Raw genomic sequence first — 14,512 nt, 5'->3', positions numbered from 1 at the left:
TCAGCACAAGGATCACACTGCACAACTCTGGCCGGTACAGCCGGTGCTGCACAGCGGCAACAGTGCCCGGCAGCAGTTGTTCAGACTATTAATCAGAAGGTAATGTAATCATGGCAACAACTATTACAGGCAAGTTAAACAAAGCCGCCACTCAGTTCCAGGCCGGCGAATCTACCGGTTTTGGCCTGCGTCTGGGCGTGAAGTACTATGACCGTGAAACCAAAATGGAACAGTGGTGTAATTACGAAGCTGTGGTGTTTGCCAAAGCGCCGGCACAAATTCAGTTTTACCAGCAGGCGCTGGTGGAAGGCGCCATTATTGAAGTCAGCGGCGACAAACAACGTATCCGTCAGTTCCAGGGTGCCAATGGCTTAAACCTGTCGATTGAAATTCTCGATGCCAAACTGGGTTTTGTATTTTCACCAACACCAGGCATGAGTCAGGGCCGTCCACAACAAGCGGCACAACCTGCCTATAACCAGGCGCCGGCGCCACAGGCTTATAACCAGGCCCCGGCCCAGCCAGCTTATAATCAGGCTCCGGCACCACAAGCCTACAACCAGGCGCCACCACAAGCTGCCTATAATCAGGCTCCGGCTCAACCTGCTTACAACCAGGCACCAGCTCAGCCAGCTTATAACCAGGCTCCACCACAACAGGCTTATAACCAGCCACAACAAGGTGGTTTTGGTCAGCAAAACCGTGCGCCAATGGAACCAAGCATCGATTTTGATGATGATATTCCATTTTGACTTACACCTTTATAATTATATAACGTAAAAGTATAATTCTTAACGCAGGTAAGTAGATAAATCAATCACTTACCTGCACCGTTATGTTATAAAAAGTATAAAGAAACATATCGCTAACAAGCGCGATGGCCTTACCTTGTATGTTATAACCTATAATCTCGACCGTCTTTTGTTGTGGATTTTTGCCCAGAAAGTCCTGCATCAGCAACCGGCAGTCCATCTTGATCTGCCATAGCCACATTCTTCAATTCGCATACCACAGGTCACTCAGACCAATGACAATCTAACTGACAAATAAAGTCTTTTTACCCATACCCTTCATCGAGAACAAAATCAGTTTCGGTTGTGTTCATGTATTGTGATAATATAACATATCGTTAAGTCGGAATTTATTGGCAAGTGTTGCTAAGCACAATTCAGGTGAAAAGGATGAAAGATCTGTTAGGTGCATGTTTATCCGGACTCTGCATGGTGCATTGCCTGTTCACACCTGTTCTGTTGGCGCTGGGTAGCGCAGCGGCTATTGGTACCTGGTTTGAATCCGAGTGGGTGCATTATTTATTACTTGCTCCTATTAGCCTGATACTGGTCTGGAGCCTGCCGTTATCCTGGATCAAACATCGCAATACAAAACCATTATTGATGGGCAGCCTTGGATTTAGTCTGTTGCTGACCTCACTTTTTGTGCCTGCACAAGCAGAGCCAGTATTGGCTATTGTGGGTAGTTTAACTTTGATTTCAGCGCACTTGCTGAACAGACGACTGCTCAATAGCTCATCCTCCCACTCATTCCCGGATTGATTTATGACTGACACAACAGCTCAACGACTACCCGTTACCGTGCTCTCTGGTTTTTTAGGGGCAGGTAAAACAACCTTACTGAATCAGATCCTTCACAACAGAGCAGGCCGCAAAGTGGCGGTCATCGTCAATGACATGAGCGAGCTGAATATTGATGCCGCAACAGTAAAAAACGAAGTGAGTCTGAACCGCGCTGAAGAAAAACTGGTGGAGATGAGCAATGGCTGCATTTGCTGCACCTTGCGTGAAGACTTATTGCTGGAAGTCAGCCGTTTAGCAACTGAAGGCCGTTTTGACTATTTAGTCATTGAATCTACTGGCATTTCAGAACCATTGCCTATAGCCGAAACTTTTACCTTCGCCGATGAGAATGGCCAAAGCTTATCCGATATCGCCCGATTGGATACCATGGTTACAGTAGTGGATGCAGTGAACTTTCTCAAAGATTATCGGGAAGCGCAATCGCTCCGCGAAACCGGTGAAAGTTTAGGAGAAGAGGACGAACGTAGTGTGGCCGATCTTCTGATCGAGCAGGTTGAGTTTTGTGATGTACTGCTGATCAGCAAAGCAGATTTAGTCAATCAGCAGGATTTGCAGGAACTCCATGCCATACTGCGCAGCCTCAACAGCACAGCGCAAATCCATCAGGCCAGTCATGGAAAAATTGACATCGATAAAGTGCTGGGCACGGGCCTGTTTGATTTTGAAAAAGCTCAGCAAGCTCCTGGCTGGCTCAAAGAGTTAAGGGGTGAGCATCAGCCTGAAACGGCAGAATATGGCATCAGTAGTTTTGCGTTTCAGGCCCGAATTCCGTTTCATCCACAGCGGTTTTATGACTTTCTGCATCAGGATTGGCCAAAAGGCAAACTATTGCGCTCCAAAGGCTATTTTTGGTTGGCCAGTGAGCCGGATTATGCCTGGCAGTGGCATCAAGCCGGCGGTATAGCACGTTATGGCATGGCAGGCTTATTCTGGCATGCGGTACCGCAGGATCAGTGGCCCGATGATGCGGAGACAGTGTTGAGCATCCAAAGCAGTTTTGTGGGGCCATTTGGGGATCGCCGGCAAGAACTGGTATTTATCGGTCAGCGCCTTGATCAGGAACAGATGCTGAAACAATTGCAGTATTGCCTGTTGACTGAGCAAGAACTGGCGTTGACGCTCGACGACTGGCAAGCCCTCAGTAGTCCCTTTCAGGCAGAGTTTGCCTGATGTTCAGCACTGTTCAACCAATGCCACAGATGAAGCAGTTGCAAAGCAATTGCAGTGAAGTGCTGACGGAGCTATTGCATAGCGACGTTAATCTGGTGATCTGGCAACGTGACATAACTTCATGCATCAGTGACTATGCGGCGGCGCTCAGTTCTTTTGCCGGCTTGCAACTGGTAGCTGAGCCTGACGAACTTAACACAGTGTTACAACAGCGCTTACCGAAGGCCGAAGGTAAGGCTGAGTTGATTGCCGATCTGGAACTGCTGAGTCAAATGCTCTGCTGCTTAATGGACTGCACTGCGGTTGGGCTGCGGCTGAAACGACTGGATAAAGCCATGTGCCCGCGTTTTCATACCGACCATGTCGCAGCCCGTCTGCTGGTCACTTATTCAGGCCCGGGGACTGAGTGGCACAGCGGTACCTCAGCGCACAGCCAGCACTCCTATCAACAAATCCGGCATGGCGACGTTGCAGTGTTAAAAGGTTCGGGCTGGTACGGCAATAAAGACGGTGCCATCTGGCATCGCTCCCCACAGACCAATCAACCTCGCTTACTGCTCAGTCTGGACCCGGTAGGCGAATAACATAGATCTGGAGAATCAGCATGCGTTTATCTGTCATTTTGACCAGAGGCTGCATACTGGCTGCATTTTGCAGTCCGGCCGCCCAACCGGACAGCCGTGCTCACCAACATGGTGTTGCCCGGCTGGAGTTATTGAAACAGGCCTCAGATTTACATATTACTTTGTATGCGACTGGCATGGATTTGCTTGGTTTTGAACAGCAGCCACAAACAGCAAGTGACAGGGATACCATTAACAAGGTCAGTGCTTTACTTTCAGCGCCGGATAAATTGTTCCAGATCGAAGGCGCGAAGTGCAGCCCGGTAACACAACAATCGAATTTGACTGAGTTACCAAAAAAGCTCCTATCTGCCCACTCGCATAAACAGGCAGATGATCATGAACATGGCCATTCAACTTATAGCGATATAGAAACTACATATCACTTCAGTTGCAGCGCCAGTCACACACCCATTCAAGTTCAGGTGCAGCTTTTTAGTCTTTTTCCAGCCTTGCTGCGGATCGATACAAGTTGGATTACAGAGCAAGGTCAGTCAGCGGCTAGGCTGACGCCTGCGAAGCCCCAGCTACGACTGAACTAACAACTGTCTTCCGTTACCAATACAAAACAACAGAGAGAACTGAAGTTCAGCGGTCACGGTAAAGCCCTGTTATGGCTAATGTATCAGCAGCAGTGGACGTTTAGCTCATCAAGCTATACATGTCAGCTGACGCCTGGGTTATCCGGATTATTGGAAGATAAGGGACACCGATAATCCGGACTTTTAGAATAAGCCAATACATAAGGTATATCTTTCAGACAACCCAACTCTGTTCTGGGTCAAATACATCAAATCAGAGTGGTAGCGGGGATGAATTGGATTGTATTCATGACATCCGCCTGATGAATTGAACTCTGCCACGGGGTGAATTCAACAGCTAACTGAATAAACCTGGCTAATAAAATAACAGTATCGTTTTTACAAAAAGCATCATGATTTTTGTTGTTAAACCAATCATTTAATAAGTATTCATCGTGTGGCTCCAATAGGTGAAGGTAATTTATCAGCGAAAACACTGTTAAAGCCCTTTAGGTGATATTCGTTATGAAGCGGATCTTCAAAAATGGCCAAAACCCAGCATTGACAGTGGTTCTAATGTTATTTTCTTCGGAAAGGTTTGTACGACCTTTTGAGGATTCACCTTTAGAGTTTGATAACCTATAAACATAATGATTAACGCAGGTAATGAGTGAATTCAAACACTTACCTGCGTTTTTTTATTGGGAAAAGTTAACAGCGGTTAAACAAGGAAGATTATTTATAAAAACATCAATATCCGATGCATAGGCTGGGTCAGTTTGGCATGCCAGTCAACAGATCCAGCTGTACATAAGTTGAAAGCCGCAGAGCCCTGGGTGTTTAAGCACTTTGTCTTTACCTGAAGGTTTGAAAGGTGATGTGGCAGCGGGTTATTAAGATGTTAAAAATTAGCGGTTTATACATTGTTTTTACTGTTGCGCTTCATTATGGTGGGGTCAATAAGTACAAATAATTTATTCATTTAATTAAAGCTATCTGCTATGCCTTGCCCGCCATTTCGATTTTTGTCCGAGTTGCCAGTAAGCGGCGCTCAGGTACCCAGCCTCAGTGAGATCCAATTATTCTGCGACAACAGCCAACAGCTTTTGTTGGCCTGCTGTGGTTTTTCTCAGACAGCTTTCCGGCAAACTGACTATACCGGGCTGATGATCGAACTGCCGCCGGACATTGCAGATGCAGTACCTAAAAGGCAGATAGAGTATCTTGCGGGTCGTTATCTGAGCAGGATTTTGCTGCAGCACAGTGGGTTATTCCAATGCCAGCCACCTCAGCTTGGCGTGAGTCAGATGCGAGCGCCGGCCTGGCCTCCGTGCGTGACAGGGTCTATCACACATCACCAGAATCATGCCTGCGCTGTACTGTTAACCCGCCCCCTGGCTCCGGACAATTTTATTGGGGTGGATACGGAGCTTTGGCTGAGTGCACAGCAGGCCCTCGACATCTCCATATCAATACACCGGCCTGCAGAGCAGGAGATGTTGTTGCGCGCAGGTTTTACTGCAGCACAGGCCACGACTCTGCTTTTTTCAGCCAAAGAAGCACTATTTAAAGCCGTTTGCCCTTTTGTCGGTGAGTATTTTGGTTTTGATGCGGCCGAGCTAACGGATTGCTCTCAATTAGCGGCTGTCAGTTCTTTCACCACAGAGGGCGGCTGGTTGGAGCTGCAGTTGACCAGTGAATGGGTGGCGGTCAGGTCGCCACAACGGACTTTTCGCTGTTGGTTCAGTTGCAGCCAACAGGATGTGATCACTCTGGTGTGCAGTGATGCGATCAGTGACCGCTGGCAGTGTGCCTGAATCACTAAATATCGGGCGTCGCGGCGTCGGCCATCATTTGCGCTTCATCCATGAATGTTGGTTTAAATCTTATATTGGTCACAAAAAAAATGACTTCCGATTTTTCCGCTGCAGCGCTGGTGACTTTGGTTTTTATCCCGGTTGTGGTTGACCGGCCTGACGCAGTACCGTTTGTTTAAAAATCCATCGCAGGCGAAAGCCGCCATCAGCAATGCTGACAGTGCATAACAGCTGCTACCCCTTTATGAGTACTCAGGCAGATGAATAGCCATCGTTATATAACGGCGTATATTACGACTAACAACGCCGTCAAAAGTACAAGGTGGCGGGACAAGATAATCAGCGGCTTACTCTGCCAATGGTGTGTCGCCTGGAACCATCTGGAACACAGGCTCACTACCTGACCAACCCGGGAGTGCATTGATGATGCGTTTATGTCGCTTTGTTTTGGCAAGTGCAGCCTGGTGTTTTCTGAGTGCAGCCCCGGCACAAGCCGCTGCTTGTGAGCTGACCATTTCGGCAGCGGCTAGTTTAACTGCAGCTTTTAAACAAATTACCACCCACTTTGAGCGCAGTCAGGCCTGCAAAGTGACGCTGAATTTTGCTGCGTCGGGTGTTCTGGTGCAGCAGATGCGCCATGGCGCACCTGTGGATGTGCTGGCTACGGCCGATCAACAAAGTATGGATTTAGCGGCGCAGTTTGGCCTGATAAAGCCACAAAGCCGTCAGGATTTTATTGCCAATACTCTGGTGCTGATTGCACCAGAGCGCAGCACTTTAAGCAGTGCGACCGGGCTTAGCGGCGCGCCTGAAAAGGCCGGCTCTGAGGCCGCCTTACTTCAGCAGCTCACCGGGCCACAAATCAAGCACATTGCGATTGGCAATCCGGCCAGCGTACCAGCTGGCCGTTATGCCAAAGAGGCACTGCGGCATGCTGGTTTAGCCAAATCGCTTGATACCAGACTGGTGTTCGCCACTCATGTGCGTCAGGTGCTTGATTATGTAGTGCGCGCTGAAGTAGAAGCCGGTTTTGTTTATGCGTCAGATGCTAAAGGGCAACAGGTGCGACAGCTTGGGGTTGTAACAACGGACACAACAATCCGTTACCCCCTTGCTATCAGCGCCAAACCAGCCAATCCGGCAGCGGCCCAGGCATTTCACCGTTTTATCCGCTCAGAGGTCGCACAGCAGATCCTGCTGCAGCATGGTTTTAGCTCAGGCGGCATCTAAAGGAGTTGGCATGAACTGGAGCGCCATTCAATTATCGGTTTGGGTCGCCAGCGTGGCGACATTGCTAAACCTGCTGCTGGCCGGTGCTTGTGCCTATGTGCTGGCGCGGCGTAATTTTGCCGGTAAATCCTGGTTTGAAGCTGTGCTGACTTTGCCCATGGTGCTACCACCCACAGTGGTGGGTTATTACCTGCTGGTGCTGCTGGGTCGCAACAGCACCCTGGGCGCCTGGTTGGAAAGCTGGTTTGGCATCCGGCTGATTTTTACTCTTGAGGGCGCTATTGTGGCGGCAACTGTGGTGACTTTTCCGTTAGTGCTAAAACCCGCCAGGGCTGCTTTTGAGGCGATGGACCCGCAGCTGATCCAGGCGGGCAAAGTGCTGGGACTCAGTAATTTTGCGGTATTTTGCCGTATCAGCTTGCCACTTGCCTGGCGCGGTATTCTGGCTGGTTTAATGCTGGCTTTTGCCAGGGCCATGGGGGAATTTGGTGCCACCCTGATGTTAGCTGGCAGTATTCCGGGTAAAACCCAAACCTTATCTATTGCCATTTATGAAGCTGTGCAGGCGGGTGAACAAAGCAGCGCCAACGATTTGGTGTTAGTCACTTCGCTGCTTTGTGTGTTGTTGCTGGTGGTGGCGAATCTGCTGACACCCCCAAAATACCAACAGTCAGGCCGCTAAGCCGAAAGCTGGCAAATCTAAGTGGGGGTGAGGTTATTTTGTTTGAGATCCGCATCAAAAAACATTTTGCCGACAGTGCATTTTCGCTGGATGTTGCTTTTCAAAGCCATGCACAGCGGCTGGTATTACTTGGCCCTTCCGGCGCTGGTAAAAGTCTGACGCTCAAAGCTATTGCCGGCTTATTGCAGCCCGACAGCGGTCGGATGCAGGTTGGCAGTCAGCTGTTGTTTGACCATCAGGCTGGTGTAAACCTGCCGCCGCAGCAGCGCCGGTTGGGTTATTTGTTTCAGGATTATGCGTTGTTCCCGCACCTGAATGTCAGTCAGAACATTGGTTTTGCACTTAATACAAGTGTGCTGAATCCACGCCGCCTGCATCAGCATCCGCAGGTACAACTCTGGCTTGAGCGTTTTGAGTTAACCCCATATGCCCTGCTGTATCCACATCAGCTGTCGGGCGGCCAAAAACAGCGGGTGGCGCTGGCGCGAGCTTTGGTCGGTGAACCCGCAGCTCTGTTGCTGGATGAACCTTTTGCCGCTCTCGATCCAGCACTGCGGCAGAGCTTGCGTGCTGATTTATTACAACTGCAAATCCAGTTGCAGTTGCCGCTGTTATTGATCACCCATGATGAACAGGATGCGGCGGTGCTTGGACAAACTGTTATTGAATTAGCACAGGGGCGGCTGAAAAGCCAAGCCACGGCTGAATAACGCCGGGAAGGAACAGCATGGACAATCTCAACCCTACTTTTGGCCTGGAAGCGGATTTAAAGTTGTTGGTGAAAGGTCAGGTGTTAGGCGGCAAACAGCAGGTGTTGCTGCTGAGTGAAATCGACAAATGTGGTTCTATCACCCATGCCGCCAAAGCTGCCGGTGTCAGTTATAAAACTGCCTGGGACAGCATTGCAGCCATGAATCATCTGGCCGGTACACCGCTGGTGGCCAGGGCTATCGGTGGCAAAGGCGGAGGCGGTTCACAACTGACTGAGCGTGGCCGGCAACTGGTGGCAAATTTTCAGCAACTTGAGGCGGCACATCAGCGTTATTTAACGGATATCTCCAGTCAGACCGGCGGCTTGCTGGACGATATGCTGTTGTTACGCAGGCTCAGTATGAAAACCAGCGCACGAAATCAGTTTTTTGGCACAGTGGTCAGCATGAAACCCGGTATGGTAAATAGTGAGGTTACACTGCGCACTGCCGATGGTGTCGAGGTGGTTGCTGTGATCACCGACGACAGCTGCCAGCGGCTTGGCTTAACACCGAATGCTGAAGCTTTTGCGCTGGTAAAATCCAGTGCCGTGATCCTGCTCGGTGCAGAGCAGAACATCAAAACTTCGGCCCGCAATTATTATACCGGCCGGATCAGCACGCTGGTGCCGGGTATGGTCAGTACCGAGGTGCTGGTGGCACTGAGCAGCAGCACCAGTATTAGCGCCACTCTAACCAATGTCAGTGCAGAGCTGATGGCGCTTTGTGAAGGGGCGCCTGTCAGCGTGGCTTTTAAGGCGTCCAGCGTCATTATTGCGGTGCCTGCGTAAAAAATTCGCTGCTGTTATGCTTTTGCAGGGCACAATATTGTACCTATAAATAGCAAAAACCACCTGTTAGCGGGTGGTTTTTCAGAGTTTAGCTTTCGTTGTGTAGCACTGTGTTACATCCGCTTCAGCCCATATCTGTCATTGGCGGCCCAGACACATTGCAGTTTCAGTTGTTGTTTACCGACCAGCAAATCCACCAAAGTATTGAGCTGAAGTTTGGCTTTGGTTCTGATCGCAGCGCCCATGCCCGGGCTGTAATTTTCCAGTGCACAAGGGTGGTTTTGCTCGCCGACAGCCAGTCTGGTCTGAGTGGCAAAGGTTTGGAAACGGTCAAACTGGCGGCGGTTGCCACTGAGGTGCTGTGGCGGTAGTTTCAGACTTTCCGGCAGGTAATTGCTGGCTTGCATGCGCTCAAACACCGAGTCATGCACCTGCATCAGATGGCCCTGGCCTGGTGGTGTTGCCACTTTGCGGATATAGGGACTGTCCATCACTTTGCCAAACAACTGGTGTGCTTTGCCAAAAGAGTCGTGCAAAGGTGCCAGTGCACTGGGTGTCACCGAAGCTTGCCAAACCGGGTCCCGGGTATCAAATTCCAGCCCGAGCTGACTGGCTTTTTCCACCATCCACACCAGGCTCAAATCTGACACTCTGTGGTCTTCATAACCACCGCCAATATCTGAATGCACACCGGCAAACCAGCATTGTTCCACCACTTGATTGGCGGCTAAATCGCCGGTCCAGATCGAAGGGGCAAAAGGGCCCCGTTTTTCATCCAGTGCCAGAGCATGGTAAGCGTGGCGCACCAGCGGGCTGATTTCGGTATCAAAAAAACTGACCAGTGATTTTGACAACTGCCGAAGGCCGGGTGTTGGCACGCCGAGCGCGCCCACAGTGTCCCAAACGCCAATCATCTGAATGTCGGGCCTGTGATTGTCCTGGTACTGCCTGGTGTTTCTTTTGGAAGGTTCAGTACGGTAATACTGATAAGCCTGAGGTAGTTTTTCCCAATGATCTTTGGGCAGCAGACCTATGGCGTTGATCATGCCGGCAATAGCACGGGCGGTATAAGCTCCCCGGCTAAAACCAAAAAGGTAAATTTCATCCTGTGGATCGTAGTTATGAATAATAAAACGGTAGCCATCCAGCACGTTTTTTTCGATGCCCTTGCCGGTGGCTCCACCAATAAACTTATCAACAGCGCCACCTGTGCCCACGCCCTGGTCGTAAAACACCACTTGCTGGATGCCATTTTTGTCCACCGGTGCCAGATGGTGGGCAATTTTAATCACATTGGTTGGGTTTTGATCCGGTTCGTTCCAGGTACCGTCACAACAAATCACAATTCGTTTTTTCGTTTTCATACAGTGCCTCCGCTGGCAAAAGATCGGGATTGCCTCCTATGCAGCACGGCATGCTTATCTGCATCTCTGCAGTATAGGTGACGGAGCTGTGACTGCAGCGAGCTGCTTTAAAAAACAGCGGCTTGTAGTGCAGCAGGCAAAAGTAAAACGCAGCAGAAGCGGGCGGGAAACGGTCAGACGAAGAACAATTTTTGTTACAAATTCAAGCGCTCATTCAGCGACAGCCCCTTTGTGGTATTGGGTCAGCAAAGGGGCTGTTTGTGCTTAGCTGGCGGTTTTTTTTGCGCCTGTGACGAGGTCAAACAGATATAAAAATACCGGTCGGACCGCTTTATACATCACTGCCGCCATCAGCAGCAGCACACAACCAAAAGCCGTCGGCAGCAAGGCTCCAAAGGTGTAACTCATCGCCAGCACAAAACCCAATAAAAATTCGGCGCGGTACAAAGGGAAAAACAATGCCAGCAGCGGCAGGCTCAGCATCAGTTGCGACAGCACCTGTTCCCTGCCTTGTAAAAACAACACAGACACCAATACACCAAAACTGAGTGCGGCAGCAAAAGAGCCCAGCACTGCTGCCGGATAAGGATGATGTACCCTGCGGTAAATCCGGTTTAATAAAAACCAGCTTAATACCGGCATCAGCAGCGCGCCCCACCAGTTGGAGATGGCCGGTAAATCCGGTTGATTGAGCAGATGGTGACTGACCACTCCGCCGTTCAGATGTTCAAAAATCAATAAGGTCCAGATATAGAGACTGGCGACTAACGTCAGGATCCATTGCTGTTGTTGTGTTGTGGTTTTGATCATATTGCTGCTCCCTGAAGAACACTCAGTGTAGTGCGTAGATTGCATAAACCAAGGCGCAAGAATGTAAGAAAAGTTATCAGGGGGCGGATTTTTGTCAGTGCTGAAGTTTGAGCCTGACGTGCCCGTCATTAGGCCGGAAGTCATTTATTTTGGGCGGAAATATCGTGACTTCCGGCACCTGCCTTGGTGTTAGCACCTGCCTAGAATGGCGCCATGGTGTTCACTGTGGATGCCACAACACAGGATGCAAACAATGAAACTTTTTACTTTATTAATTCCGGCGGCATTATTGTTCGGCAGTTGTCAGGCGCTGGCGGCTTATCAGCTGGATTTGAATATTCATCAGCTCAAAAACCCACAAGGCACTTTGCATGTTGCTTTGTATAACAACGAAGCCAATTATGAAGCTGGCCAGCAGCCGGTGGCGGTGCATAAAGTGGCGGTCAGCAGCAACAAGGTGCAGTTGCAGTTTGACGGTTTAGCGGCCGGTACTTATGCCATTAAAATTATGCATGACGAAAACAACAATGGTGAGCTGGACAAAAATATGTTTGGTATCCCGACCGAAGGTTATGGTTTTAGCAATAATGGTGGTCAGTTTGGTCCGGCCAGTTTTAGCGAAGCCGCTTTTACGGTCAGTGCCAATCAGCAGTTAGCCATTCAGCTGCATTAATGATGCTGACAGCGGCAGGGGGATTATTGCGGTTGATTTCAGTCTGCAGCAGTTATTGCGACAAAGTGCCCTGGCTTGCTGTCGGAGTCTGGTCGGCCTGGGCTTACCTTGTGTTAAACTGGCGGCTCTTCTGATTTGAGCTTCCTGATATGCACAGCACCGACAAACCTCTGCATGGCATCCTTGCCATGTTGCTGGCCGTTTTTATGTTTTCTGGTATGGATGCCAGTATGAAAGCGCTGACCAGCCATTATAGTCCGATGCAGATCACCTGTTTGCGTGCCGCTTGCGCCTGGCCCTTTATTGTGGCCTGGCTGTGGCACGGCAACAGGTTGCAACATTTGCTGGATGCCCGTTGGTCTTTGCATATTTTCCGCGCTGTATTGGGTGTGGTGATGCTGGCGGCTTTTATTTATGCGTTAAAAACCCTGTCGCTGGCTGACGCTTATGCCATTTTTTTTGCCGCGCCATTGCTCATCACTATGTTGTCGGTGTGGTGGTTAAAAGATTATGTGGCGCCAAGGCAATGGGTTGCTATCGCTGTTGGCATGGCAGCTGTGCTTTATATGCTTAAACCTGAGGGTGATCAGCTGCTGAGTTTAGGTGCACTGGCGGCTTTGTTGTCGGCACTCTGTTATGCCATTTCCGCCATTACGGTGCGCATTCTGGCTAAAACCGATCATAGCGGCAATATGGTGTTCTGGCTGATGACAATGATTGGTCTTGGGGCCGGTGTTTTGGCCATTCCCGACTGGCAACCGCTGCAGGCAACACACTGGCCTTATTTTCTGGCTATTGGTTTAACCGGCGCTATTGGCCAGGTGTTTATTACCGAAGCCTTCCGGCTGGCACCCCCTTCGGTCATTGCACCTTTTGAATATACGGCGCTGGTATGGGGTTTGGGTTTTGATATTCTGTTATGGCAAGTCTGGCCCGATGCCACTTTGTTCATTGGCGCTTCGGTGATTATGGCCAGTGGTCTTTATCTGATTTGGCAGGAAAGGCGTTAATGCTTTGTTAAAAGGGTTGTGATCAGCCTTATTGGCAGCAAGCAGGCACATGGAAAAATAAAAACCGGCGCTATCAAAACGCCGGTTTTTTTATTGCAAGTTCGGTGGCAATCAGCTCAAGCGTAAATCAGACACCACAATGCCAGAGGCCCGCATTTCATCTTCGTGGCCCTGGTCGCGCCAGCTTTCGTTCAGCGCGGCTTGGTACCAGCTTTGCATGCCGGGTAAGGCCAGTATCCGTTTGGCATAAGCCATGGCCGGAGCACTGAGCTCCAGGCCATAACTCTGAATACGAAACACCACAGGGGCAAAAAATGCATCCACGGCGCTAAACTGGTTGCCACCTAAAAAAGGCCCGCCAAATTCAGTTAAACCCTGTTGCCATAAAGTATCGATACGCTGCACATCTTTGGCCAAAGCTGCCGGATACTGATGCAGCTTGACCCTGACCCCACAGTTCATGCCACAGATATTACGCAAAGCAGAAAAACCGGCATGCATTTCACTGGCAGCACAACGGGCATAGTTACGGGCTTTGGCATCTGCCGGCCAGACTCCGGCATGACGCTCCGCTAAATATTCGACTATCGCCAGCGATTCCCACACCACAGTGCTGCCGTCGTGCAAACAAGGCACTTTGGCGGTGGGCGAAAAACGACTGAAGTTGGCAAAGTTATCCGGCAGAAACTGTTGCAGTTGTTCAGTAAAGGGAATGTTCAGTTCGGTCATCAATAACCAGGGCCGTAATGACCAGGACGAATAGTTTTTGTTGGCGATATAAAGCTGATACACAAACACCTCCTTGCTAATGAAGTGGTTACAGTACGCCCTCAGCACATCAGGCTCAAGAGGCGTTTGCGGACAAAATTGTGCTGAAATGTAGTGTTCAGAGCTGGTGCCGCTTGAGCCAGCCGCCGATAGCAAAACAACTGCCGAGCAACAGGCAAATGGCGGAGCTCAGATACCAGAATGTCATACTGTTGCCCGGGAAAAACGGCATCAATAACGGAAACAGCAGGCCCCGTGCTATGAGCAGCAGGCTAATCAGTATTAAGGCTGTTTTGCGCAAGGGCAAGGTCCGGATCAGGCCTGCTGCTGACAACGCATAACAAGCCCAGATCAGCAGTATCAGGCTAATGGCCAGCGTGACCAGGCTTGGATAAGGATGACCGGCTTTTGCCAGTGCAGCCATGTGGGAGCCGGCACCCATAAACAGGTACCAGCGTTCACCCAATACAATACAAGCCAGATGTAACAGCGCCGCTACAGTGCTGGCGCCGGCCGCTATCAATAACAATAGATTGGCCAATTAAACTGACTCCTTGTTGGCAGACCATGCCAGACAGTTCCGGCCAGGTTCTGTGATTGTGCCTGCAGAGCCTCTTTGCTGGCAACAACCTTGTATTCAGCGGATAGCTGCTGCAATGCCTGCCCCCTGATCCCATCAGACCAGGGCAGTGTTACACTGCATTTTGGG

Annotated in this window: 16 protein-coding genes; 12 read left to right on the top strand and 4 right to left on the bottom strand. The window is 50.1% G+C overall.

Going from position 1 to position 14,512, the window contains the following annotated elements; all coding sequences use genetic code 11:
• Positions 1-110 precede the first annotated feature (110 nt).
• From V7P87_RS06890 to V7P87_RS06845, 10 genes are all read left to right on the top strand, one after another.
• Positions 111-752: a hypothetical protein gene (locus V7P87_RS06890; protein ID WP_333796779.1), complete on the top strand. Its 642-nt coding sequence runs from the start codon at positions 111-113 to the stop codon at positions 750-752.
• A gap of 429 nt (positions 753-1,181) precedes the next feature.
• On the top strand, positions 1,182-1,553 hold the full coding sequence (locus V7P87_RS06885; RefSeq protein WP_333796778.1) for a MerC domain-containing protein: 372 nt from the start codon (positions 1,182-1,184) through the stop codon (positions 1,551-1,553).
• 3 nt (positions 1,554-1,556) lie between these two features.
• On the top strand, positions 1,557-2,765 hold the full coding sequence (gene zigA / locus V7P87_RS06880) for a zinc metallochaperone GTPase ZigA (RefSeq protein ID WP_333796777.1): 1,209 nt from the start codon (positions 1,557-1,559) through the stop codon (positions 2,763-2,765).
• Positions 2,765-3,349 (top strand): DUF1826 domain-containing protein, encoded by a 585-nt coding sequence (locus tag V7P87_RS06875; protein ID WP_333796776.1) that lies wholly within the window; start codon positions 2,765-2,767, stop codon positions 3,347-3,349. The genes zigA and V7P87_RS06875 overlap by 1 nt, the downstream gene beginning before the upstream one ends.
• A 20-nt stretch (positions 3,350-3,369) precedes the next feature.
• Positions 3,370-3,930: a ZrgA family zinc uptake protein gene (locus V7P87_RS06870; protein ID WP_333796775.1), complete on the top strand. Its 561-nt coding sequence runs from the start codon at positions 3,370-3,372 to the stop codon at positions 3,928-3,930.
• 980 nt (positions 3,931-4,910) lie between these two features.
• On the top strand, positions 4,911-5,726 hold the full coding sequence (locus V7P87_RS06865; protein ID WP_333796774.1) for a 4'-phosphopantetheinyl transferase family protein: 816 nt from the start codon (positions 4,911-4,913) through the stop codon (positions 5,724-5,726).
• A 423-nt stretch (positions 5,727-6,149) separates the two neighbouring features.
• Positions 6,150-6,956, top strand: coding sequence for a molybdate ABC transporter substrate-binding protein (gene modA / locus V7P87_RS06860; protein ID WP_333796773.1), 807 nt, complete (start codon positions 6,150-6,152; stop codon positions 6,954-6,956).
• Positions 6,957-6,966: 10 nt separating this feature from the next.
• The gene (modB, locus tag V7P87_RS06855) at positions 6,967-7,638 is read left to right on the top strand and encodes a molybdate ABC transporter permease subunit (RefSeq protein WP_333796772.1); all 672 of its coding nucleotides are present in this window, start codon (positions 6,967-6,969) and stop codon (positions 7,636-7,638) included.
• 38 nt (positions 7,639-7,676) lie between these two features.
• Entirely contained in the window at positions 7,677-8,348 is a 672-nt protein-coding gene (locus V7P87_RS06850; RefSeq protein WP_333796771.1) for a sulfate/molybdate ABC transporter ATP-binding protein, read from the top strand.
• A gap of 17 nt (positions 8,349-8,365) precedes the next feature.
• A complete protein-coding gene (locus tag V7P87_RS06845) occupies positions 8,366-9,178 on the top strand; it encodes a TOBE domain-containing protein (protein ID WP_333796770.1) in 813 nt (270 codons plus the stop codon).
• A 113-nt stretch (positions 9,179-9,291) separates the two neighbouring features.
• On the opposite strand, the gene V7P87_RS06840 is transcribed toward V7P87_RS06845, so the two are convergent.
• Both V7P87_RS06840 and V7P87_RS06835 read right to left on the bottom strand, forming a co-directional pair.
• Positions 9,292-10,542 (bottom strand): DUF2235 domain-containing protein, encoded by a 1,251-nt coding sequence (locus V7P87_RS06840; protein ID WP_333796769.1) that lies wholly within the window; start codon positions 10,540-10,542, stop codon positions 9,292-9,294.
• Positions 10,543-10,806: 264 nt separating this feature from the next.
• Entirely contained in the window at positions 10,807-11,352 is a 546-nt protein-coding gene (locus V7P87_RS06835) for a hypothetical protein (RefSeq protein ID WP_333796768.1), read from the bottom strand.
• Between the two features lie 253 nt (positions 11,353-11,605).
• On the opposite strand from V7P87_RS06835, the gene V7P87_RS06830 reads away from it, so the two are divergent.
• Together V7P87_RS06830 and V7P87_RS06825 are read left to right on the top strand one after the other, a co-directional pair.
• Complete coding sequence (locus V7P87_RS06830; RefSeq protein ID WP_333796767.1) at positions 11,606-12,025, top strand: DUF2141 domain-containing protein; 420 nt, start codon at positions 11,606-11,608, stop codon at positions 12,023-12,025.
• 149 nt (positions 12,026-12,174) lie between these two features.
• Positions 12,175-13,035: a DMT family transporter gene (locus tag V7P87_RS06825; RefSeq protein ID WP_333796766.1), complete on the top strand. Its 861-nt coding sequence runs from the start codon at positions 12,175-12,177 to the stop codon at positions 13,033-13,035.
• A gap of 111 nt (positions 13,036-13,146) precedes the next feature.
• Here the strand turns inward: V7P87_RS06825 and V7P87_RS06820 are convergent, their stop codons facing one another.
• Together V7P87_RS06820 and V7P87_RS06815 are read right to left on the bottom strand one after the other, a co-directional pair.
• Positions 13,147-13,827, bottom strand: a complete 681-nt coding sequence (locus V7P87_RS06820) for a glutathione S-transferase family protein (RefSeq protein WP_333796765.1) — start codon at positions 13,825-13,827, stop codon at positions 13,147-13,149.
• A 94-nt stretch (positions 13,828-13,921) separates the two neighbouring features.
• Positions 13,922-14,344 carry a hypothetical protein gene (locus V7P87_RS06815; protein WP_333796764.1) on the bottom strand — a complete coding sequence of 141 codons (423 nt, stop codon included), beginning with the start codon at positions 14,342-14,344 and terminating at the stop codon, positions 13,922-13,924.
• Positions 14,345-14,512: the final 168 nt, after the last annotated feature.

The sequence above is a fragment of the Rheinheimera sp. genome (genome assembly GCF_036782235.1).
Taxonomy (GTDB): domain Bacteria; phylum Pseudomonadota; class Gammaproteobacteria; order Enterobacterales; family Alteromonadaceae; genus Pararheinheimera.
The sequence above is the reverse complement of the archived record's forward strand: the minus strand, read 5'-3'. Positions and strand labels throughout refer to the sequence as shown.

What these genes read in the sequence shown, in the direction of transcription:
- V7P87_RS06890 (WP_333796779.1), top strand. Translation starts at nt 111, where the DNA reads ATGGCAACAACTATTACAGGCAAGTTAAACAAAGCCGCCACTCAGTTC.
- V7P87_RS06885 (WP_333796778.1), top strand. Translation starts at nt 1,182, where the DNA reads ATGAAAGATCTGTTAGGTGCATGTTTATCCGGACTCTGCATGGTGCAT.
- zigA (WP_333796777.1), top strand. Translation starts at nt 1,557, where the DNA reads ATGACTGACACAACAGCTCAACGACTACCCGTTACCGTGCTCTCTGGT.
- V7P87_RS06875 (WP_333796776.1), top strand. Translation starts at nt 2,765, where the DNA reads ATGTTCAGCACTGTTCAACCAATGCCACAGATGAAGCAGTTGCAAAGC.
- V7P87_RS06870 (WP_333796775.1), top strand. Translation starts at nt 3,370, where the DNA reads ATGCGTTTATCTGTCATTTTGACCAGAGGCTGCATACTGGCTGCATTT.
- V7P87_RS06865 (WP_333796774.1), top strand. Translation starts at nt 4,911, where the DNA reads ATGCCTTGCCCGCCATTTCGATTTTTGTCCGAGTTGCCAGTAAGCGGC.
- modA (WP_333796773.1), top strand. Translation starts at nt 6,150, where the DNA reads ATGATGCGTTTATGTCGCTTTGTTTTGGCAAGTGCAGCCTGGTGTTTT.
- modB (WP_333796772.1), top strand. Translation starts at nt 6,967, where the DNA reads ATGAACTGGAGCGCCATTCAATTATCGGTTTGGGTCGCCAGCGTGGCG.
- V7P87_RS06845 (WP_333796770.1), top strand. Translation starts at nt 8,366, where the DNA reads ATGGACAATCTCAACCCTACTTTTGGCCTGGAAGCGGATTTAAAGTTG.
- V7P87_RS06840 (WP_333796769.1), bottom strand. Translation starts at nt 10,542, where the DNA reads ATGAAAACGAAAAAACGAATTGTGATTTGTTGTGACGGTACCTGGAAC.
- V7P87_RS06835 (WP_333796768.1), bottom strand. Translation starts at nt 11,352, where the DNA reads ATGATCAAAACCACAACACAACAACAGCAATGGATCCTGACGTTAGTC.
- V7P87_RS06830 (WP_333796767.1), top strand. Translation starts at nt 11,606, where the DNA reads ATGAAACTTTTTACTTTATTAATTCCGGCGGCATTATTGTTCGGCAGT.
- V7P87_RS06825 (WP_333796766.1), top strand. Translation starts at nt 12,175, where the DNA reads ATGCACAGCACCGACAAACCTCTGCATGGCATCCTTGCCATGTTGCTG.